Origin of the sequence: Mesorhizobium metallidurans STM 2683 (assembly GCF_000350085.1) — a bacterium.
GTDB classification, from domain to species: Bacteria; Pseudomonadota; Alphaproteobacteria; order Rhizobiales; family Rhizobiaceae; genus Mesorhizobium; species Mesorhizobium metallidurans.
Genome location: NZ_CAUM01000024.1, coordinates 1 through 22112, shown reverse-complemented (window position 1 = coordinate 22112; position 22112 = coordinate 1). Strand labels below are relative to the sequence as shown.

The 22112-nt window shown below is 59.4% G+C and carries 18 protein-coding genes, 1 tRNA gene and 1 pseudogene; 6 read left to right on the top strand and 14 right to left on the bottom strand.

Features of this window, described 5'->3' with window-relative positions; translation table 11 throughout:
- Positions 1–91 precede the first annotated feature (91 nt).
- From MESS2_RS05400 to MESS2_RS05385, 4 genes are all read right to left on the bottom strand, one after another.
- The gene (locus MESS2_RS05400; RefSeq protein ID WP_008873092.1) at positions 92–1411 is read right to left on the bottom strand and encodes an O-antigen ligase family protein; all 1320 of its coding nucleotides are present in this window, start codon (positions 1409–1411) and stop codon (positions 92–94) included.
- On the bottom strand, positions 1408–2661 hold the full coding sequence (locus MESS2_RS05395; RefSeq protein WP_008873091.1) for a tetratricopeptide repeat protein: 1254 nt from the start codon (positions 2659–2661) through the stop codon (positions 1408–1410). Before MESS2_RS05395 ends, MESS2_RS05400 begins: the two co-directional genes overlap by 4 nt.
- Complete coding sequence (locus MESS2_RS05390; RefSeq protein ID WP_008873090.1) at positions 2549–4927, bottom strand: GumC family protein; 2379 nt, start codon at positions 4925–4927, stop codon at positions 2549–2551. Before MESS2_RS05390 ends, MESS2_RS05395 begins: the two co-directional genes overlap by 113 nt.
- A 726-nt stretch (positions 4928–5653) precedes the next feature.
- Entirely contained in the window at positions 5654–6244 is a 591-nt protein-coding gene (locus tag MESS2_RS05385) for a biotin transporter BioY (protein ID WP_008873086.1), read from the bottom strand.
- Between the two features lie 115 nt (positions 6245–6359).
- Here MESS2_RS05385 and MESS2_RS05380 point away from each other — a divergent pair, with 115 nt between their 5' ends.
- Positions 6360–7268: an MBL fold metallo-hydrolase gene (locus tag MESS2_RS05380; RefSeq protein ID WP_008873085.1), complete on the top strand. Its 909-nt coding sequence runs from the start codon at positions 6360–6362 to the stop codon at positions 7266–7268.
- Between the two features lie 38 nt (positions 7269–7306).
- Here the strand turns inward: MESS2_RS05380 and MESS2_RS05375 are convergent, their stop codons facing one another.
- Genes MESS2_RS05375 through MESS2_RS05355 form a run of 5 tightly spaced genes read right to left on the bottom strand, consistent with a single transcriptional unit; the run spans position 7307 to position 12014 of the window.
- Positions 7307–8242, bottom strand: coding sequence for a phosphorylase family protein (locus MESS2_RS05375; RefSeq protein ID WP_008873084.1), 936 nt, complete (start codon positions 8240–8242; stop codon positions 7307–7309).
- Positions 8239–9030: an ABC transporter permease gene (locus MESS2_RS05370; protein ID WP_008873083.1), complete on the bottom strand. Its 792-nt coding sequence runs from the start codon at positions 9028–9030 to the stop codon at positions 8239–8241. Before MESS2_RS05370 ends, MESS2_RS05375 begins: the two co-directional genes overlap by 4 nt.
- Positions 9023–9904, bottom strand: a complete 882-nt coding sequence (locus MESS2_RS05365) for an ABC transporter permease (RefSeq protein ID WP_040592181.1) — start codon at positions 9902–9904, stop codon at positions 9023–9025. The genes MESS2_RS05370 and MESS2_RS05365 overlap by 8 nt, the downstream gene beginning before the upstream one ends.
- Entirely contained in the window at positions 9901–10938 is a 1038-nt protein-coding gene (locus tag MESS2_RS05360; RefSeq protein ID WP_008873081.1) for an ABC transporter ATP-binding protein, read from the bottom strand. The genes MESS2_RS05365 and MESS2_RS05360 overlap by 4 nt, the downstream gene beginning before the upstream one ends.
- A 35-nt stretch (positions 10939–10973) precedes the next feature.
- Positions 10974–12014 carry an ABC transporter substrate-binding protein gene (locus MESS2_RS05355; RefSeq protein WP_008873080.1) on the bottom strand — a complete coding sequence of 347 codons (1041 nt, stop codon included), beginning with the start codon at positions 12012–12014 and terminating at the stop codon, positions 10974–10976.
- 202 nt (positions 12015–12216) lie between these two features.
- Between MESS2_RS05355 and MESS2_RS05350 the strand changes: the two genes are divergently transcribed.
- Entirely contained in the window at positions 12217–13215 is a 999-nt protein-coding gene (locus tag MESS2_RS05350) for a LacI family DNA-binding transcriptional regulator (protein WP_008873079.1), read from the top strand.
- Positions 13216–13410: 195 nt separating this feature from the next.
- Here the strand turns inward: MESS2_RS05350 and MESS2_RS05345 are convergent, their stop codons facing one another.
- Together MESS2_RS05345 and MESS2_RS05340 are read right to left on the bottom strand one after the other, a co-directional pair.
- Entirely contained in the window at positions 13411–14190 is a 780-nt protein-coding gene (locus tag MESS2_RS05345; protein WP_008873077.1) for a DUF1499 domain-containing protein, read from the bottom strand.
- A gap of 81 nt (positions 14191–14271) precedes the next feature.
- Positions 14272–15900, bottom strand: a complete 1629-nt coding sequence (locus tag MESS2_RS05340; RefSeq protein WP_008873076.1) for a fatty-acid--CoA ligase — start codon at positions 15898–15900, stop codon at positions 14272–14274.
- 178 nt (positions 15901–16078) lie between these two features.
- Here MESS2_RS05340 and MESS2_RS05335 point away from each other — a divergent pair, with 178 nt between their 5' ends.
- On the top strand, positions 16079–16435 hold the full coding sequence (locus MESS2_RS05335) for a hypothetical protein (protein ID WP_008873075.1): 357 nt from the start codon (positions 16079–16081) through the stop codon (positions 16433–16435).
- A 154-nt stretch (positions 16436–16589) separates the two neighbouring features.
- Positions 16590–16979 (top strand): DUF427 domain-containing protein, encoded by a 390-nt coding sequence (locus tag MESS2_RS05330; RefSeq protein WP_008873074.1) that lies wholly within the window; start codon positions 16590–16592, stop codon positions 16977–16979.
- A gap of 19 nt (positions 16980–16998) precedes the next feature.
- Here the strand turns inward: MESS2_RS05330 and MESS2_RS05325 are convergent, their stop codons facing one another.
- From MESS2_RS05325 to ppdK, 3 genes are all read right to left on the bottom strand, one after another.
- Positions 16999–17736 carry a polysaccharide deacetylase family protein gene (locus tag MESS2_RS05325; protein WP_008873073.1) on the bottom strand — a complete coding sequence of 246 codons (738 nt, stop codon included), beginning with the start codon at positions 17734–17736 and terminating at the stop codon, positions 16999–17001.
- A gap of 73 nt (positions 17737–17809) precedes the next feature.
- Positions 17810–18361, bottom strand: coding sequence for a glycosyltransferase family 9 protein (locus tag MESS2_RS05320; RefSeq protein ID WP_008873072.1), 552 nt, complete (start codon positions 18359–18361; stop codon positions 17810–17812).
- 250 nt (positions 18362–18611) lie between these two features.
- Complete coding sequence (ppdK, locus tag MESS2_RS05315) at positions 18612–21290, bottom strand: pyruvate, phosphate dikinase (protein WP_008873071.1); 2679 nt, start codon at positions 21288–21290, stop codon at positions 18612–18614.
- 208 nt (positions 21291–21498) lie between these two features.
- Here ppdK and MESS2_RS05310 point away from each other — a divergent pair.
- Positions 21499–21844: pseudogene (locus tag MESS2_RS05310) on the top strand (VOC family protein).
- A 144-nt stretch (positions 21845–21988) separates the two neighbouring features.
- Positions 21989–22063: transfer RNA gene (locus MESS2_RS05305), tRNA-Gln, on the top strand.
- The last annotated feature ends 49 nt before the right edge of the window (positions 22064–22112 follow it).

The window sequence follows — 22112 nt, the reverse complement described above, 5'->3', positions numbered from 1 at the left end:
TTGTCAATCACTGCCGCACCCTGTGGTAGAGCAAGATCTGGGCATCAACCCGTCAAATGATATCGCGCGATCAGTTCCTCCAGGCCCTGCATCACGACGAATTTCCAATGGGAACAAACAGCTTGTCGCCATTGTGGTCGATCTCGATCGTTTCGCTCTTCTGGCGCAAACGATCTGCAAATCCCTTGTGAAAGATGATGGCGTTCAAATAGGCGAAGGTCATTGCAAGCGCTGCGGTCCGCAGTGGATAATCGACCAGTGAATGGATGAGAAGGAAGGAGACCGAGAGAAACGCCGCCTTCTGAAGCGGATCGCGGCGGATTCTGGCAAACGATGCAAAAAGCAACACAAAGTAAGATGCCATCAGCAGAACGGCAAGAATTCCACCTTCGAAGGCTATTTCAAGATAGTCATTGTGGGCATGATTTACGAACTGTTTGAAAATCATCCCTTCTTTTTCGTATATCTGGTAGGCCTTCTGAAAATTCCCAAATCCGACGCCAGTCGCCCAATTCTCCTTAATTCCGTCAATAGTGGTCCGCGCGAATTCTCCCCGCCCGAAAGCCGGATCAAGCACGTCAACATCGATCTTCGACCATGCGCCGATCGTGTAGACCGAGAGCCCTATGAAAACCAGCAGGATGCTCCATCCGCTCGCTCTGGAGCGCGCCGAAAGAAAGACGACGGACAGGACTGTGATCGCCAGCCCAATCAGCACTCCAGCACGCGAACCGGCTGCCAAGAGAAGCAGCAAAAGCGTGACCAGCCCGAGCAAACCGGACAAGAGATTTCCGCGAAAGAGCCCGTGGTAGACGACGAAGGGAATAGAGACAAAAAGCAAGGCCGCAAAGTGATTCCGGTTGGCAAACAGCCCCGCGTTGATTGTAAACGGCAGCAATCCCTCTATGGCGATGTTGTCGGACAGCGAATATTGAATCGCTCCCGCCAGCCCATTGCAGATGACGCCCATGAAAAAGAACGGAAGAAGCGCCTGGACCTGCTCGGTTCGCAAACGCAACACGCTCAGGAAAAACGCTGCCACAGCCACAAGGTACAACAGGCATTCGATCGTGCGTCCCACACCGAGGCTGACGAAACGAAACCGGGTTTCTCCAACGAGCGAGGAATCTGCGAGCAACAGCTCTGGCCGCAACCCGTTGAAAATGGGGGCCGGCAGCGGGACGATTTGCAAAATCACCAATGCCACGGCGAAGACAAGCAGCCACACAACAGAATGGGGGAGTCTTTGGGCGGAGGTCCGAGAAAATACCACCGCGGCCGAGACAATTGCCGCGACCTGAATCAGCGTGTCTGTGTAGAGGCCGCTTTCAGTCCCTCCGCCGATCAGCAGCGATATGAACAGAACGGATCCGAGGAGATATTTATCCCATTCCGATTGCCGGTCGCTCAAGATGGAAGTCTCTCAATGCTCAGTTTGTGCATTACCAACGTGCCGACATACCGGAACCGCCAACTGTCAGCAATGGTGGCAGTCTCCAGCCGCAAAAATTGCATGGGACAGGTGTCAGGACCAATCAAAAAATCCTGACTCAGGGCCTGACGATTGTATGTGCCCTCTGGAATATTGAACCGTGCAATTTCGCCGGACGGACATCTGAGGGACCAGAATAACTCCTTTGGAAGTTTCAAATTTCTTGCAGATGCAATCAGAGAAATCTTGTAGGAACCAGGAGGGAGCTCAATATACTGCTGAAGAGCGGAGCTCTTCACCGGTGTATTCAGGAAACGGACTGTCGCCCCGCCCTCACCTTCGACCGCATCCCGGGATGTTGCAAATGTAACTTCCATGCCCGACTGATCACGGACCTGCCAATCGAAAGGCTTCCCGCTAGGCACCGGTTCGAAGGTACTGTTGAAAATATATCCGCCTAACTTCCTTTCTTCATCAGAAAGGCTGAAAAGAAATAACCGGTATGCTGGCTCATATTGCTTCTGGCGAATATAGCCGTTGATTACAAAGGACAACTCGCCTTGTTTCGGCGGTGCGCCTGACCCGATCAAATCGAGCAGCAGCCGATTCGCGAAATCGAGCCCCTGGCGGGCGTTGCCGAGCGCGACGAACAGACTGGCTCGCCAAGGCGCATCCACCTTAAGGGCCGCCAGCACAGCCTGGTATCCATCGGGGTTCGAGAGGATTGTCGGCATTCCCCCAGCTATTTCAGGAAACCGATCCGGCCATCGCCGCAGTAATATATCGATCTCGCCAACAGCCTTTGACAGATCGCCCGTTTCGATCGAGTGGCCGATTGACCTCTGAAGCGCATGGATTTCCGTCTTGGACAATTTTCGGGCTTGGTCGAAAAGCTCATTGGCCTGGTCTTTTTCGCCTTGGCGGTACTTGATCTCGCCGATCAGGCTGTAGAGGCGAGCGTCCACCAGATCAAAGCGAAGCGCTCCTTCGGCCTTGGCAAGCAAGGCGTCAAGGTCAGGAGTACTGCTTGTGTCGTTCAGCGCATCGGTAATTTCACCGATCACCGCATCGACATTCAACGGATCAAGCGCGAGCGAAACGGCCGGCGTTTCGGCCTCAAGAAGTCGACTTAGCCCGATCGACGAAGCCACCAACACTAGAACGGATGCGACGAACCAAACGACTAAACGTCGGAGATTTTGCATAAGCGGGCTGGCCTGCTCCGTCATCCACTTTGCCCTCAAGTTTCGGGGTACTCGTGCCGTAGTCGTAGTACTGGTAGTTCATATATTTATAGGCGTAGTTGTAGTCGAACTTGTTCACCGCAAATTTCGACATCGCGGCACCAACCACATTCGCGCCCGCGGCTCGCAGGCGTTTCAACGCCGTCTTGGCCGCCTTGCGTGTCACCTGATTGGTGGAGATGACCATCAACGTACCCTCGGCAAGCCGGCTGAGGATAGGTGCATCTGAAAGACCGACGACCGGCGGGGCATCGATGATGACAAGGTCGAAGCGCTTGCCGAGATTGGTGACGATCAGCGCCATTTTGGGCGGGGAGAGCAGATCCGCAGGGTTCGGCGGGATCGTTCCAGACGTTAAAACGGTCACATTCGGATATTTAGTCGCCCGGAAAATGCTCGCAAGATCCTCCTTGCGAACGGTGTTTGTCAGGAGGTTGCTGAGCCCAATCGTGTTGTCGAGCCCAAACAGCCGATGAAGATTGGGCTTGCGAAGATCGCCGTCGACGATGAGAACTCTTGCACCAAGTGCGGCAAAATCCTGCCCGAGCTTGAACGACGTGGTCGACTTGCCTTCCGAGGGCTCCGAACTCGTGACCAGCAGCGATCGCGGCGCGCCCTCGGCGCCGGAGAACTGCAACGATGTTCGAAGCGAGCGGTAGGCTTCGGACAATCCTGACTTCTGATCGGTGATGCTGGCTACGATTTCCCGATCATCGACCAGCGGCAGGATGCCCAGCATCGCCAATCCCAATTCCTTCTCGATCTGCTCGGGGTTGGTGAAGGTATTGTTTAACAATTCTATAATATAGATTATCGAAGCGCTCAGAGCCATGAAAAGAGCCAGAGCGATCGCAAGATTGATTGTCAGGCGCGGAGAATAAGGACGCTCGGGCGGCGTCGCAAAATCAACGATTGCGGCGTTTTGCGTCTTGAGCTCGGAGCTCACACCAACTTCATTCAACTTGGAAATAAGGTTGTCATACTGGGAACGATTCGAATCTACCTCACGCTTCAGGATTGTGTATTTGATGTTTTTATCGTTGAAGATAACCTGCTGCTTCTCCATCTCAGCAAGTTTAGACTTAAGGTCGGCCTCCTTGTTCTGAGTTTCTTGATATTTCTGCCGTAAGGAATCGGTTATCGTCAAAACACCATTGCTATAGAGCCGTTGCAGCTCCTTGATTTGCGACTGAAGCTGCTGCATTTCCGGAAAGCCGGGCTTCAGTATGCCCAGCTTCTGCTGATACTGGCTGGTCAAATCAGCCAGTTTCTCGCTGAGCTTCTGCAGACCTTCGCTTTCCAGAACCGGGGCAAGGCTGGAGCCGCGCCCTTTGTCGATTTGTTCCACGACCCGTCCGGCGTCGAGACGTTCCTGGATTGCCGTCGCCAGCGCTGTATTCAGAGCCTCGATGTTCGATCCTATCAGCGATTTGTCGTCGCCGGTTACGGTGATGCCTGCATCCTTCGCATAGGCGACGAGTTCCTCCTCGGACTTCTGGAGCTTTTGCTTTACCTGCAAAACCTGCTCCTGGATGAATTGCCGTGCGAGGTCTGATGTCTCGCTGGTCTGGTCGAGGCGTTGGTCGATAAAGCTTTGTGCGACCTGATTGGCTATGTCAGTTGCGTATTTCGGATTTTGGTCGGCAAACGTGATCGACAGCAGGCTTGTATTGGTGACGAGACTGACTGTGAGGTCTTTTAGAACGCGGTCGATCGCAATCGTCTCACGTTCCTCAGGGGTTTTCTCCTCAACGGAGGGAGATTTGGCGATTCCGAACGCACGATAGAAAATATTACTAGGTGAAAAGTTCGGCGTCGGAAACAGGAAGTCCGGCTTTTCGCTGAGACCCAGTTGGAACACCACGCGCTGCGCCAATGCGCGGCTTTTCAGCTTTTCGCGGGCCGTTAGAAAAGCCCGCACGTCGCTGTTTTCGGAAACCACTTCAATGTCCTGGAACACCTTGGCGGAAGGGACCAGCACCTCCAGTTGCGTTGTCGCCTGATATTTTGGCGTCTGCATCATGGTAACGATGACGCCGGCGACAAGCCCCGCCGCCGCCATCATGACGATCAGCCACCGATACTGGACCACATAGAAAAGCAGCTTGAGTGGATTAAAGCCTTCGTCCTGCTCCGGCTGATCGCGACCGTACGGGTTGTAGTTCTGCGCACCGTCATAATACAGGTCCGCGGACAAGGCCTGACCGTGTCCCGGGCCTGCAATTTGATGCTGTCTGTTACGATCGAGCATGGCGCGAGGTAATCCTGAGTTCGTCCGTAGGCTGAATTCTGACCGACTGTGGCTATAGTCCAGGGACCACGGCAATTCGGGCTGCACTCGAGGCGACGCCGAGGGCGTCCTTGAGATTGTTCATCGCAATTTTCGATTTCGAGGCGAAGACGACAACCTTGTCGCCGCCATAGATACGCGGATTGCGGCTGCTTTGCAGGTCGTAAAAGACCTGCCTGCGCCGCAAAACACCCAGAACGGCAGCGAGCAGCCTTTGTCTCCGAACGATGTGCTTGAGGTGAATGTGTTCCAGGTCGACAATCTGAACAGAACCGTTCAGGTCGACGTTTACGACAGCGTGAGGATACCAGCAAGCAACTATGTCGCGAGAATCAAGATGGTTCGTCGAAAAAATTCCCGCGAATTGCGCATAGACTTTAGCCGTGCCTAAGAAATCATCGGGCCGCTTTCTTTTTTAGCTGTATGAGGAACAGTGTTGGGCAATGCGCCGATGTGTAGTTGTCTGATTGCGTTTGGCCACGAGGAATCGCTGGTTGCCCTGCTCCTTAAGTCGCTGACTTGAAGATAGTGTGACGGTGTCGCCGGCTTGTCGTTGCGGAGCGGACGCCCCTTCAAGATCGGGGGAACCGCCATTGGTCGGTCCCGCGGCCAACCTGCCGTCGGAGAATCCCGGTAGCCTGGTCCGGTGCCTTGATCAGCGCAGTGTCCGATCTGGCGACCCAGAGATCAGGAACGCTTCAGCAGCGACCATGCGGCCGGCACCAGGCTCGCGGCGAGAGCAACCTTGATCAGATCGCCAATGATGAAGGGCATGACGCCGAACTGCCACGACTTTTCCGCACCGATCAGCAGCGCCAGCCAGGCAAAGCCCATTGCCATCATGACGATCTCGGCAACCAGCATCGCATTGAAGAGCTTGATCGGATGGCGATCCCAACCGCGATCGGCAGCCCAGCCGACGATCGCCGCCATGACTACGAAGCCGGCAAGATACCCACCGGTGGAACCCAGCATGTAAGCGATGCCGATTCCCTTTTCCGGCGTGCTCTGGAAGACCGGGAAGCCCATGGCACCCTCGGCCATATAGAGAAGCAGCGTGGCGACGCCGAGGCGCATGCCGAACGCCGCGGCGATCAGAAAGACGGCTAAGGTTTGCATCGAGATGTCGACCGGCCCGAGCAGAACTTTCGTCTTGGCCGCGAGCGTCAGCACCAGCGTTCCGGCGATCGCCAGCAAAAGCTGCGTCGCAAGGCGGGTGGCGCCCTTTTCAGGCAGAGCGAGAGAAACAAGCGGACGCATCGTCGTTGCAATTGCCATGATCTTCCCCATTTCGGATTACCGCCGAACGCGGCCATGCGTTTTCCTATATTGGCTTCCATGTTATGCGGCAATCGGTTTTGCCATCCCCCCAATAAAGGTCACGATATTCGCCATGGCGCTGGAATTCGACACACGCTTCGACCCGTCCTACGGCCAGGGCGTGGCCGTTGCGCCTGACGTGCTTCGCATTACCGCCTCCAACCCCAGCCCGTTCACCTTCCACGGCACCAACAGTTATATCATCGGGCGCAAGACGCTGGCGGTCATCGATCCGGGACCGGACGATAACGCGCATCTCAAGACACTGCTCGAAGTGATCGCAAACAGGCCAGTCAGCCACATTTTCGTCAGCCACACGCATCGCGACCATTCTCCGCTGGCAGCCCGGCTCAAGCAGCACACCGGCGCGATCGTGCTCGCCGAAGGCCCGCATCGCCCGGCGAGGCCCTTGCGCACAGGTGAGGTCAATCCTCTCGATGCGGGCGCCGACATCGCCTTCGCTCCCGACATCGCGCTGCCCGACGATGCGGTGATCGACGGCGACGGCTGGGCAATCAGAACCGTGGCGACGCCTGGCCATACCGCCAATCACGCGGCCTTTGCGCTGGAAGGAACCGGCGTCCTGTTTTCGGCCGATCACGTCATGGCGTGGTCGACCTCGATCGTAGCACCACCGGATGGCGCCATGGCCGACTACATGAAGTCGCTCGACCGGCTGATCGCGCGCGGCGACCGCCTGCTGCTGCCCGGCCACGGCGGGCCGGTGACCGCTCCGCGCAATTTCATGCGCAGATTGAAGACCCATCGCAAGATGCGTGAACGCGCGATCCTGGAGCGGATCAAGGGCGGCGACCGCACGATCAAGGACATGGTCAAGGCGATCTATCGCGACACCGACCCGCGCCTCCATGGCGCTGCCGGCCTGTCCGTGCTTGCGCACCTGGAGGATCTGGTGGCGCGCGGCCTGGTGAGCACGGACGGCGACCCGGCTATCGACGGCATCTTCAGGCCGCTTGGCTAAGATCTCCCGCCACGAGTTCGGACTGCGCTCCTGATAGCTCAGAAACGGCTGGAACGTTCTGCTGGCTGAGGCGATTTCAAACCCTGGCAAGAGCATTGTGGATTGGCCGGAAGTCGTGCAGCTGTTTCCAGCGCAACCCGCGAAGCTATCATGGAGAGGCTCGGCAACACATGCTCCTGCAGCAATTCCTGGCGACTGCGGTCCATATAGTCGTTGAAACCCGCAGTCACGAACGCAAACGGCACGAAACACGCGCCGATCTCGCGCGACAGGGTCGCCTCGGGGGCGATGGAATGGTTGAGCACATCCGCGCCCATGCTTCGATACGCCAAAGCCTCGGCCGGGGTTGTCAGTCGAGGCCCGTAACAATGGGCAGCCACTAACTGCTGTTCGATGCCATGAACCCGGCATTCGGCTGGCCAATGACGGCGGGCCGTCTCAACCAGAACCGTGGCACATCTTGGACATACGATCTGCTTGCCCGAGCAGTCGAAGCTCTGGCGGTCTGGAAGCAGTGAAAAAGGCGTCTGCGTCAGTTCGATGATATCGGCAGTCACCACCATGTCGCCGGGTTGGATCGCTTTGTTGATGGCGCCAACGGTCGAGCAGGCCAGGACTTGCTTTACACCCGCGTTCATCAACACCCAGAACGCCCGGCGATGGCAGGAATGGTCGATATGGTCGCGCGGATTGCCATGCGAATACATGCACAACGCACGTTTCGTTCTGCCTTCCGCGGTAATTGAGGCATCGAACTCGATCAGCTTCCAGTTGTCGCTGCGGCCGAAAGGCGTTTCAAAACTAATGTCACGCCGCAAGGTGCGCACACCATCGAATTCGATATCTTCCGGGAAGGCCAGCCCCCAGTTTGCCGACCCGGTGATGATGGCCAGTCCGACCTGAGGTATGTCCGCTGAATGATCCGCCGGAGCACTGGCTGTGTGATTTGCGAGCATGTTTCCAATCTCAGTCATGATTTTTGGCGTGAAGTCACGATCAAGACGACGACCACGACGATGGCGGTCCACACCGTTGAGATCGCCGCGATGGTCGGATCGATCTGATCGCGCAGAGATATGAACATGAGCTTCGGCAGCGTGCTGTTTTGACCACTCGAGACGAAGATCGAAATGACGGACTCGTCGAGTGACGTCAGGAAGGCCATCAATATGGCCGACAGCAGACTGATCTGAAGCTGCGGGACAATTATGCCGCCGATGGCTCTCGCCCAGTTCGCGCCGAGGCTGCGCGCCGCCTGAACCTGGTTCCAGTCAAAGCGGGCCAGAGCGGGCAACAGCACAATGCACACGACAGGAATGGCCAATACCACATGCCCGACCAGGACACCGAACAGCGTCCCGACCAGACGTTGCGCCGCCAGCACAAAGAAGAGACCAATCGCAAGCAGGATTCCTGGCACGATAGACGGGGTGAGCAGAATGCCCTGAATGGCAACAGCGGCCTTTCCGCCGAGCCGATTTATCGAAATGCAGGCCAGCAGCCCCAGGGGCACCGCGAGCATAGCTGTCAATGTTCCAAGAATCAGGCTCGTCCTGAGCGCCGCCATCCATGTCGCCGAACCGAAAAAATGATCGTACCAGCGCAATGAATATGCGCGTGGCGGGAACTCGAGAAGGTCGGACGCCGAAAAGGACAGCGGCACGACCACAAGCGTTGGCAGCATCAAGAACGCCATCACGAGTGCGGAAAAGCCCCACAGACAGATACGGGACAGCCTGTTGTCCGGATAGGCCTCAAGCATGGGCCGCACCGTTGCGCGTCAGCAGTCGCCGTGCCGCCAGGAACATCACACCGATCAGCGCCATGACAACGAGGAGCAGAATGCCCAGGACGCTCGCCGACCCCCAATCCTGAAAGGTCGATAGCGTGCGCTCGATCCGGGTGGAGAGAGGATTAACCTTGCCGCCGCCTAGCACCGCCGGCGTGATGAAGAAGCCTAGCGTATAGATGAAGACGATGATCGACCCCGAGAAGATGCCGCCGGCCGAAAGCGGCAGAATGACCGTGCGGATTGTTTGCCCGAGAGTGGCGCCCATGCTCGCCGCCGCACGAATGAGGTTGGCATCGATATCGCGCATCGCGGCATAAACCGGCAGCAGAAAGAGCGGCAGCATGTAGTGAACCATGCCGATGAGCGTACCCGTGAAGTTGTAGACCAGCGGCAATGGCTCAGCTGTCAGTCCTGAATCGGTCAAGGCCGCGTTGATCAGGCCATCGCGCCGCAAGAGCACGAGCCAGCCATAGGTGCGCACCAGAATGGAGGTCCACAACGGCAGCATGACGAAGGCCATCAGCAAATTGGCCACTCTCGGTCTGGCGCTGGCCAGAGCGAGCGCCAGCGGGGTGCCGAGAAGAGTGCAGATCGCCAGCGTGCCAAAGGACAGCTCAAGCGTTGTAACGAGTGCCGACCATGTCAGACCGCTCGAAAGCACCTTGTCGTAGTTGCCGAGACTGTATTCGCCCCCCGTGGTCAGGAACGATTGCCGGATGATCCACAGGATAGGCAGTATCGCCGCCAGCCCAACGATGAACAGCGCTGGCAGCGAGAGTGAGAGGAAGAACCGCCGCTCTCGTCTTGCGTCTGCCGCGAGCGCGGGATCCGCCATGACGGTCACGTCCTTGCTCCCGGTATCGCGTGAACTTTTGCGGCTGATGCAAAGGCAGTCATCGACTGGCCGGTGGCAAGCTCGGCGCAGCCGCTGGCCAGGGCTGCCGGAATGCAGACAAGAACCTCTTGCCCGCCGTCCAGCACAAGCGTCAGAAGCCAGTTCTCGCCGCGAAACGCCTTGGCGCGCAGTGTTCCTTCGAGCGCGACGCCATCTCGCCCGGCGAGCTTTGCATCAAGATGGAAGCTTTCCGCGCGGATCATCAGGGCTTCGGGCGATGCATCAACGCCGTCGATTCTGCGCACCAAACCTGGAGCTATAATGTTGGCCTCGCCCATGAATTCCGCGACGAAGCGGGTCGATGGATGGTTGTAAATACGCTGTGGCGTATCGATCTGTTGGATGCGGCCGGAATTCATCACGACGATCCTGTCAGACATGATCAGCGCTTCGCGCTGGTCATGCGTCACATAGATGGTTGTGATCCCCAAATCATCGTGCAGACGCCGGATTTCATACTGCATGGTTTCGCGCAGGTTCTTGTCGAGCGCCGACAGAGGCTCGTCCATCAGCATCACGCGTGGTTCGAAGACGATCGCCCGCGCTAGTGCTACCCGCTGGCGCTGTCCGCCGGATAGCGCGGCAATGTTGCGCTCAGACAGATCTTCCAGCTTGACGCGGGCCAAGGCCTCAAACGCCCGCTTTCGGACCTCCGCTCTCGGGGCCTTGCGCAGCACCAACGGGTACTCGACATTCGCGAGGACGTTCATGTGGGGAAACAGGGCATAGTTCTGGAACACGATGCCAATGTCTCGCTTGTTAGGGGCCAGGCGGGTAATGTCCTGATCCCCCAACAGGAGTTTGCCGGAATCTGGCCGGACAAATCCGGCCAAGGCCATGAGCAAGGTCGTCTTGCCCGATCCCGATGGGCCTAGCAGCGTGAGGAATTCGCCAGCCTTGATGTCGAGCGAAACATCGTCCAGCGCGATGTAGGTCCCATAGGTTTTGCGAACGCTGTCGATGGTGATCGCGAGCGACTTCATCATGTGCTCCAGCCTAGAGCCGATGTATTCGAAGCTTAGCGGCTCATCATTTCATCGAAGGCCTTTTGGGCAGCCTCGCCGTTCTTGACCCACCAATCCGCGTTCGAGAACACCGAAGTGCCGGCATTTTCAGGCGCGGTCGCCAGGGTCTTAAGGCGATCTTCCGGAATAAGGCCACCCTCATAGCCGGCAGGATTGACCGGGCCGTAGGCAATAAAATCGGTCAGCTTGGCCACGCGCGCAGGCTGTGTCATCGCTGCTATCAGCTTCATGGCCGCCTCCTTGTTCGGCGCCCCCTTCGGCACTCCAAGACAGTCGGTGCCAATGACGGAACCCTTGAACGTGTAGTCGGCGGCGCCGCCGTCTTTTTTCACAGTCTCTGCCCGTCCGTTCCAGGTGATGACCAAATCCGCCTCACCGTCTTTCAGCAACTGCGCCGACTGAGCGCCTGAGGTCCACCACACGGAGACATTCGGCTTGATTGCTTCGAGCCGCTTGATGGCGCGCTCCAGACCTTCCGGCGTGCTGAGCACGGAATAGATATCCGCCGGCGCCACACCGTCGGAGAGCAATGCGATCTCGATCGAGTCTTGAGCATTGGCGCGCAGGGCGCGGCGGCCCGGGAATTTGGTAACGTCCCAGAATTCCACCCAGGTCTTCGGCGGGTTCTCGCCATAGGTCTTGGTGTTCCACGACATAACGGTGCCATAGGAGTCGAACGGATAGCAGTAGTCGGACTTTGCGCCGTCCGGCACGGATTTGGGATCGATGACCTTGTAGTCGAGCGGCTCCAGCAGCGATTGTGCGGCCGCCTGGGCGCCTTCTGGTGACCCCAGGTGAATGACGTCGGTCGTCACCGCACCCGAAGTGACCTGCATCTTCAGGGCAGCCAAGCCGTCGCTCAGGGTCTCCTCGCGGACATCATAGCCGAGCTCTTTTGCAGCCGGGCTCCACATGGCTTCCTTCATGGCGTTGCCATAATCGCCGCCCGCTGTCGTGATGGTGACTGTTTGAGCGTGAACGGGCAAGGCAGCCGAGATTGCAAATGCTGCTAAAGAAATGCGTATCCAGGACATCAGGTTCTCCTCCCAAGATGCATCAAAATATCGCTCATATGAGCCATTTTTTTGAATCGTAACGTTACGATTGCATTCGAATGCCTTTGGAGTCAAGCTGCTTCCAGCGGGAGATTGGATTGACCGTGATGTCGAATCCGGTAACGGTTACGACGCTCAGCAAAAATTAGCCGGCGCTTTAGCAAGATGAAGTCGGGCGACAATGGCCAATCTAAAGCAGCTCGCGGCGGAACTTTCCCTTTCGGTGACGACGGTCTCCCGCGCTCTGAAGGACGGACCAGAAGTCCATCCCTCGACCATTGCACGCGTAAAAGACGCGGCGAAACGGGTCGGATATCTGCCAAATCATCATGGCTACGCGCTCAAAACCGGCCGAACGCTGACAATAACGGCAGTATACCCGATGGAGACACAAGACCACCTGTCCGATCTGCTGAAGCTTCCCTTGATCGAGGGCATGACGCTGGCGGCGCGGCAAGCGGGTTATAGTCTCTCCATATATTCCACCACTCCCGATGACGATCCTGTCGAGAGTGTGCAGCGGCAGCTTCAAGCGCGCAGCACAGACGGACTGATCATCACGCGCATGGTGTCGGGCGATCCGCGAGTCAAGCTGCTGCTGGATGCAGGCATGCCATTCGTCACATTTGGAAGAACCAACTTGGATACCCCTTATCCGTATGTCGATGTAGACAACGAACAGATTGCCTATGAGGCGACCCGACGACTTGCGGACAGCGGCTGTCGACGCATTGCCCTGCAACTTCTCGTACCGGAGGATCAGGCGAGTGCCATGCGTCTTTCCGGGTATCAAAGGGCGCTGGCCGAGGCCGGTATTCCGATCGACCAGTCCCTGATCGGCCATGGCATGTTCACCATGGAATCGAGCGCCGCCTGGTTCGATCGTTTACTGGGGTCGCCAGATCCGCCGACGGGCTTGGCGTGCGCCAACGAGCTGGGCCTTCTAGGGGCGTTACACGTTCTTGGCAAAAGAGGTCTTGCGCCAGGGAAGGACGTCCACATTGTCACTCGTGACAGCACGCGGCTGGCACGCTTCCTACCCGCCAAAATTGGCGTTCATTCTGTCGACATGGCAGGGGTCGGGCGTACACTCGTCGAAGTACTCGAGAGGCGGATCGCTAATCCGCTTGGGCCGGTGGAGACAATCTTGTTCAAAGGTGAGTTCGAGCCGGGCGAATAGTCTGCCGAAGACTCAATCGACCGACCAGGGATGGCGACCCAATATCGCCACCGGGATGGCGACCCAATATCGCCACCGGGATGGCGACCCAATATCGCGCAACTGCTTTCGCGGGCGCAACCGATCGCCGCAACCCCACAACCGCATTTCTGCGGCGTCGAGCGATTCCGCTTGGTTTGTAAAATGCTCTGCACATCACTCGGCCGGGGCGGTACCAACCTGGCCGGCGACTTCCTGATCGAGCTCGGCTAGGAAATCCACGATGCGGGCGGCATTGTCGCCAAGGTCGTAGCGGCCGTAGCGCGAGGCCGAGCGCATGTCGACAATAACCGCATCGCGGTCATCCGTGACACGGATGGCGACATCGGCGGGAAGGCTGAGGACAAAGCTTTTGGCCAGAGCGTCGATGGTCACCTCGCTTTGCCCGCTCGCGTCGGGAAACGGCACTGCCAGCTGCCAATCCCGCCGGCCAATCACCGTTTCGACTGCTTGGAGGACGTTATTGAAAGGCAGATTGTAGCTGCGCCCGGTGACCAGCGGATAGGTCTCGGTTTGCAGGCGCTGCTCGCCCGGGGTCGGCGGCGAAAGCATATTCATGTCGCCCGTCCGGGTGGCGGCGAGCGCCGGCGGATCGTCAAGATCGGTCGAGATGTCGCTTAGCGGCGGATAGGTCGTCGCCCGGTAGGCAACGACGCCGTAGGGAGCGAGCACCAGAAGCGCCAGCAAGGCGCCGACGGCAAGCTCGCGGCCGCCGCGATCGCCGAAATTCCACAGTCTTGAAAAGGCAAACCCGGCAAACAGGAGCGCCAAGGCCGCAAGCAGCGCGACAATGGCGAGTACCCAAAGGAAAGCCGGCGTTTCAACGAGGTCATATCGATGGCCGATGAGAACGCTCAGCAGCAGGACCGCCGAAAAACCGCCTGTCCGCCGCGACCAGCCGGCAGCCCTCGACGTCTGTCGCTCGGCAATTTCCATCGTTTTCTGCTCTGCCCCAACCCGAACGGACATTTAGAGCCTCTTGGTGGCGGCTCGAAGGCGAAGAACCAGCATCTCCCGTCAATCCGTCGGCAGGCGATAGTCCCTGAACTGCTGGCGCAGGCTAGTCTTCTGGATCTTGCCGGCGGCTGTGTGGGGGATTTCGCTGACAAAGGCGACGTCGTCCGGCATCCACCATTTCGCCACTTTGCCGTTCATGAAAGCGAGGATATCCGTCTTGGACGGCTCCCGGCCCGGCTTGCGGACGACGACAAGCAAGGGCCGTTCGCCCCATTTCGAATGGGGAACGCCGATGGCGGCTGCCTCCGCGACATCGGGATGACCTACCGCCAGATTCTCGAGGTCGATGGTCGAAATCCATTCGCCGCCCGACTTGATGACGTCCTTGGCGCGATCGGTGATCTGCATGTAGCCGTTGGCGTCAATATGGGCAACGTCGCCGGTATCGAACCAGCCTTCACTGTCGAACTGTTCCGAACCTACGCCGCCGTAATATGCGCCGGCAACAGCCGGCCCGCGCACCTTCAGCCGCCCGAAGGTCTTGCCGTCCCAGGGCAGCGCGTTGTTGTCGTCATCCGTCACCTTCATCTCGACGCCGAAGGGCGGATAGCCCTGTTTGCCCTGGACATCGAGCCGGGCATCGCCCCGAAGGCCGGCATAGTCCGGCTTCATGGTGCACAGCGTGCCGAGCGGCGACATTTCGGTCATACCCCAGGCATGAATGACCTCGACATCGTAGCTGTCCTGGAATTTTGCCATGAGGGCGCGCGGGCAGGATGAGCCGCCGATGACAACCCGCTTCAGATGCGGAAGTGTCTTGCCGGTCTCCTCCAGATGCTGGAGCAGCATCATCCACACGGTCGGAACCGCGGCGCTGAAGGTCACTTTCTCGGTGTCGAGCAATTCATAGATCGAGGCGCCGTCCATCTTGCAGCCAGGCATGACCAGCTTGGCGCCGATCATCGGCGCGCTCTGGCCGAGGCCCCAGGCGTTGGCGTGGAACATCGGCACCACCGGTAGAATCACGTCCCGCGCGGATATGCCCATCGCGTCGGGCATGGCGGCGATCATGGCGTGCAGCACGTTCGAGCGATGGCTGTAGAGCACGCCTTTCGGCTCGCCCGTCGTGCCCGAGGTGTAGCACATGCCGGCGGCGGTGTTTTCATCGAAAATCTTCCAGGCGAAGGCACCATCGGCTTCGCCGAGCCATTCCTCATAGGCAACGACATCCGGCAGCGCCGTTTGCGGCATATGTGCCTTGTCGGTCAGCACGATCACCTTTCTCAGCGATTTGACCGCGCCGGCGATCTTTTCGAGCAGCGGCACGAATGTCAGATCGACGAAGATCGCCTTGTCTTCGGCATTGTTCATGATCCAGACGATCTGCTCGGGAAAGAGGCGCGGATTGAGCGTATGATAGATGGCGCCGACTCCCATGATGCCGTACCAGGCTTCGATGTGACGCGCCGTGTTCCAGGCCAATGTGGCGATGCGGTCGCCAAGCCCGAAACCGTCGCGCTCGAGCCGCTCGGCGACCCGCAGAGCGCGGCGACGAAGGTCGGCGTAAGTGGTCCGGACGATCGGGCCCTCGATCGAGCGCGACACGATCTCGCGGTTGCCATGCTGCGTGGCCGCGTTGTCAACGAGCTTGTGGCAGAGCAGCGGCCATTCCTGCATCAGTCCGAGCATTTCGTTCCTCCCATTGGCTTTTTGTTCCATTGTGAGACGAACCGGCTGATTGTCCAGCCATGCTGGTGCGGAAGCGGTGCATTGCTCGAAAAGACACGAAAAACCGCCACAATCCGGCCATCGTCGGCGTTAATCTTCATTAACGGTGGGGCGCGATTGGCGAATGAAAGAGGTTCGCATGGACGCGCAGGTCGACGACGAGACACTCGAAACTACGCTTGCCGAAAGCTTGGCCGATATAGTGCCGGACACCAAAACCGTTTCCGAGGACGAATTCGTCGAAGTCGTCGGCGGCGCCCTTGAGGCAGTCGGCGGCACTCTGCTGTTCAAGATGTGCGTCCAGAACGAAGGCGAAGGCGAACATGTTGCCGCGGCATGCGTGGGTGATGGCGGCAACCGCCAGTTCCTGCTTCTCACCTTGCCGACCGGCGGTGGCGCGCTCAAGGTCGAGACCGTGTCGAGAAGCACCAATCCGGTGGCCGGCATCGCCGCCGCCTATGCCGGGCTGATGGATGCATTTCAGGCTGCTGCCTGATCGTTCCAGGGCAAGATCAGTTTGACGGGTGACCACGCCAGAACCTGAGCGGCACTGGCTGCATGTCACTTCTTCGACGGTGACCTTGCGACACGCGCTCGTTCGCCACACCTATTCCGGACGGCACCACATGCCGGTCAAGGAGAACCCGCCAATGGACCAGATCGCAAACCCCGCACCAGGCTTTCAACGCAATCCCGGCAAGGTCATCACCGTCGAACCCTATCACGGCACGGTCACGGTGCGCAGCGGCGAAACGGTTATCGCCTTGTCAACGGATGCAAAGCTCCTGTCGGAGGCGCCCTACCCTTCAGTTCTCTACATTCCGTTCGAAGACATCGATTTCAGCCAGCTTGCCAAAACCGAACTGTCGACGCATTGCCCTTACAAGGGCGATGCGAGTTATTGGAGCGTGCTGCCTGCCGCCGAGGCGGGCAAGGACGCGATGTGGGCGTATGAACGGCCTTTCGACGAGATGGCCGAAATCCGTGATCACGGCGCGTTCTATTCCAACAAGGTGACGATCGAAGCCACGCCGGACTGAGCAGGGCGGAACTTTGCCGTCAGTCGGTGGTGCCATCGTTGCCGAAATTGTCGACATCGTTGAGCCGCACGAAGGTGAAGCCCTTGGCCTTCAGCGCCAGCAGACCTTGCACTACGCCCTCGCCGGCGGCATGGGTCGGCTGGTTGATATGGGCGATGATGACATCGCCATCCTTTGCCGCGGCAACGCGGCGTGTGGTCTCTTTTGCCCCCAGCAACGAACCGCCGTCGCCGTTTATCGAGAAGCCGGCGATCTTGTAGCCAAGCTTGCGTATCATGGCGATGGCCGAGGGGCTGTATTCGGCGGTTGCGCCGCGAAACCATTTCGGCGCCGGCTCGCCGGTCCCGGCAAGGGCGGCGGCGCCCGACTCGACCTCGGCCAGGACCGCCGCCGGGCTGCCGGCGGCGCGGATGCCGTAGATCTTCCGCGGCGTGTCGACTGCCGGGACGTGGCGGCCACCATGGTTTTCCAACTCGAACAGATCAGGATGCGCCCGCATGATCTCGACTGCGGCGGCGTTGCGTTTCAGCCAGATGCCGGTGACGAAGATGGTGGCGGGGATCACGTTTTCCACCAGCGCCGAAAGGATCCTGGTGTCTGTCCGCCCGCCACAGGCGTCGAGCGTAAGCGCGACACGACCGCTGCCGCCTTCCGGCTTGATATGCAGCGTCGGCTCGACGAGTGGCCCGGCATAGGCCGCGGATACCGCCCACATCGACATTGCGATCACGCAAAAATGCTTTTGGAACAGGTGCATAGTTGGATTTTCCAAGCCGGCCATCAAGGCGCGGCAGTTTTGACCGCGGCTTCGATCTTTGGCAAGTGCGGCATCAGTGTGCGTGCTCCACGTCCTTAACCGTGCGTGAAAGCACTTCCCGCACGGCGCCGACGACCGGCCTGACCTCCAGGCGCCAGACGCAGCAAGCCTTGCTCGGATCCGGCCAACGGCACAGTTCCCTGGCCACGCATGCGCATGGCATGGGAGGCTGGAGGGCAATGCCGGGCACGTCGACAGGGCCCCACGTCGCCGGATCAGTCAGGCCGTAAAGCCCGACGACAGGGGTTCCCACGGCGGCCGCCATATGCATCGGGCCGCTCTCATTGCCAAGGAAAAGCCGTGCCTGTTTCAGGATGGCGAGCAATGTTTCAAGCGGCATCGTGCCGACGAGATTCACCACAGGCGAAACGGTCTTGTCGACAATGCGTTCGGCAGGCATCCGTTCATCCGGACCGCCGACAAGCACGAAGTCCAACCCGGTCTCCCGCGAAATCTCGTCGATTGCCATGGCAAAGCGTTCCGGCTGCCATCGCCGTCCCTCGAAACTCGCACCCGCATGCACGGCGATGAAAGCGTTGCGCCGAAGATGGTGCCTGTCGAGCACCGCCTGTGCTTGGAGGCAAGGACGATATCACCGATGAACTTCGTCTGAATGATCAGGATAGAGCGGACGGGCAAAATCTGTGATATCTTTTCTGCGGCCGGGAGCGGGTTCGGAAGCGGGCAAATTGGGCAGAAACGTTGTCGGGATTCGGAGCTGACACGCGCAAATTCGCGTGAACTCAATTACAAAATCGTAATCCCGGATCGGGACGGTTAGGACCAATCGACATCATCGATTGGTCCGAGAACCGTTACCCGCGGCCAAGTTTGGCGACTTGCACCGCCGCCTGAGCGGCAGCCAGCCTGGCGATCGGCACGCGGTAAGGCGAGCAGGACACGTAGTCGAGGCCGACCTTTTCGCAGAAATGGATCGACGAGGGATCACCGCCATGTTCGCCGCAAATGCCGAGCTTGATGTCCGGCCGTGTCGCCCTGCCCTTTTCGGCCGCCATCCGCACCAGTTCGCCGACGCCCTCGATGTCGAGCGACACGAACGGATCCTGCTCGATGATGCCCTTCTGACGATAGGTCTCCAGGAACGAGGCCGCATCGTCGCGTGAGATGCCGAAGGTGGTCTGGGTCAGATCGTTGGTGCCGAAAGAGAAGAATTCGGCCGCCTCGGCGATGACATGGGCGCGGATCGCCGCGCGCGGCAGCTCGATCATCGTGCCGGTGAGATAGGTGATCTTGACGCCGGTTTCCTCCATCACGCTCCTGGCGACGGCATCGATCCGCGCTTTGACGTAATCGAGTTCCTTCACCAGGCCGACCAACGGCACCATGATTTCCGGAACCACCAGCGCGCCGGCCTTCCTGCCGGCTTCGACGGCTGCCTCGAAAATGGCGCGCGCCTGCATCTCGGCGATTTCGGGATAGGAAACGGCAAGACGGCAGCCGCGATGGCCAAGCATCGGGTTGAATTCGTGCAGCGCCTCGGTGCGCTGCCGGAGCTTGTCCGGCGACACCTTCATGGCGGCGGCGACCTCGGCCACCTCTTCCTCGGTCTTGGGCAGGAATTCGTGCAGGGGCGGATCGAGCAGGCGGATCGTCACCGGCAGGCCGGCCATGATCTCGAACAGTTCGAGGAAATCCGAACGCTGCATGGGCAAAAGCTTGGCAAGGGCCGTGCGCCGGTCCTTTTCCGTATCGGCCAGGATCATCTCGCGCATGGCGACGATACGGTCGCCGTCGAAGAACATGTGCTCGGTGCGGCAAAGCCCGATGCCCTCGGCGCCGAAGGAACGCGCCATGCGCGCGTCGAGCGGCGTTTCGGCATTGGTGCGCACCTTCATGCGGCGCGCGGCATCGGCCCATTCCATGATGGCGGCGAAATCGCCGGAAAGTTCCGGCTGCAGCATCGGCACCGCGCCTTTGAGCACCTGGCCATTGGCGCCGTCGATGGTGATGGTGTCGCCCTTGCGGAAGGTCGATCCCATCGCCATCAGCGTGCCGGCCCGGTAGTCGACGCGCAGCGAGCCGGCGCCAGACACGCAAGGCTTGCCCATGCCGCGCGCCACCACCGCGGCGTGGCTGGTCATGCCGCCGCGCGTGGTCAGGATACCTTCCGCCGCATGCATGCCGTGAATGTCTTCGGGACTGGTCTCGATGCGCACCAGGATCGCCTTGCGGCCTTGCGCCTTGGCTTCCTCGGCATCGTTGGAGGAAAACACGATCTCGCCGGTGGCAGCACCCGGAGAGGCCGGCAAGCCGACGCCGATCACGTCGCGCGCGGCCTTCGGATCGATGGTCGGATGCAGCAACTGGTCGAGCGAGGCCGGATCGATGCGGGCGACGGCCTCTTCCTTCGAAATGAGCTTGTCGCGCGCCATCTCGACGGCGATCTTGAGCGCGGCCTTGGCGGTGCGCTTGCCGGACCTCGTCTGCAGCATCCACAATTTGCCGCGCTCGATGGTGAATTCGAGATCCTGCATGTCGCGATAGTGCTTTTCCAAATTGTCGGAAATGGTGACGAAGGACTGGAAGGCGTCCGGCATCAGCTTCTGCAGCGACGGCTTGTCGGAGCCGGCGGCAATGCGGGCCGCCTCGGTGATGTTCTGCGGCGTGCGGATGCCGGCGACGACATCCTCGCCCTGCGCATTCACCAGGAACTCGCCATAGAGCATCTTTTCGCCGGTCGACGGGTTGCGGGTAAAGGCGACGCCGGTGGCCGAAGTGTCGCCCATATTGCCGAAGACCATGGCCTGGACGTTCACCGCCGTGCCCCAGCTTTCGGGAATATCGTGCAGGCGCCGATAGGTGATGGCGCGGTTGTTCATCCAGCTCGAAAACACGGCTGATATCGCGCCCCAGAGTTGTTCGTGCGGATCCTGCGGAAACGGCTTGCCGAGTTCCTCCTCGACCTTGGCCTTGTAGAGCGCGATCACGCTTTGCCATTCGATGGCCGTCAGTTCGGTGTCGAGTTCATGGCCAAGCCCGCCCTTCTGGTCTTCGAGGATTTCCTCGAACACCTCGTGGTCGAGACCCATGACCACATCGGAATACATCTGGATGAAACGGCGATAGCTGTCATAGGCAAAGCGGGCATCGCCCGAATCGGCGGCCAGCGCCTCGACGGTCTCGTCGTTCAGGCCGAGGTTGAGCACGGTGTCCATCATGCCGGGCATCGAGGCGCGGGCGCCGGAACGCACCGACACCAGCAGCAATTTCGAGGGATCGCCGAAGCGGCGCCCGGTCAGCCGGCCGATATGGTCGAGGGCGACCGCGACGTCCGCTTCCAGGGACGCCGGATAGCAGCGCGCATTGGCATAGTAGGCGTTGCAGACCTCGGTGGTGATGGTGAAGCCCGGCGGCACCGGCAGGCCCAGGCTGCACATTTCGGCCAGATTGGCGCCCTTGCCGCCCAAGAGGTTCCTGTCGCCGGCACGGCCTTCCGCGGCGCCATCGCCAAAGGTGTAGACCCATTTGGTCATGCTTGCTCTCCACTCGCAGGAGATTGAAAAGATTGACGAAGCCGAAGTTTCGCCGTGTCCCGTTCGAGCGATATGATGCTGCACTGCGAAAGGCAAGGCATCGGCAAAGCCAGCCGCCCTCTACAATCGATTAAGAAAAAACGGCGGCAAAAAGACTTGCCGATCAGGCGCCTTGGGAATAGAACATAAAGAGAACAATAGGTGCATGATGAAACTGACCGGAAAACTGGATTATCTCGAAATGCCGGCCACCGGTGGAACGCTGGACAGGGTGAAGGCTTTCTACCGCCGCCGCCTTTTCATGGTCGTTCACCGATTATGGGCCGACCTATTCGGCCTTTGGCGAAGGGCTCGACGGCGGCTTTCAGGCCGATGCCGCAGAAGCGCCGGCGAAGCCGCTGCCGGTGCTTTATTCCGAGGATCTGGAAGAAACCCTGGACGCCGTCGAAAATGCCGGCGGCACGATCGTCAAGCCGATCTTTTCATTCCCCGGCGGCAGGCGGTTCCATTTCGTCGACCCGGCCGGCAATGAAATGGCGGTTTGGGGCCAATAGTCGCCACCGCCCGAGGGCAGGGATGACACGCGAACGCCTGTCTGCTGGAACCGGTGGATCAGTTCCGCGCAGTCGCCATCCCGGCATTGAGCTTTCCGCCGGCTCGTCCTATAAGCCGCGCGCAGCGGGCACGTTCCGTGCTGCTGGGGCGTCGCCAAGTGGTAAGGCATCGGTTTTTGGTACCGACATTCCCAGGTTCGAATCCTGGCGCCCCAGCCAAGCGCTGACTGTCCGACCCGGAGACATAGGTAACAGTTTGTACCTAAGA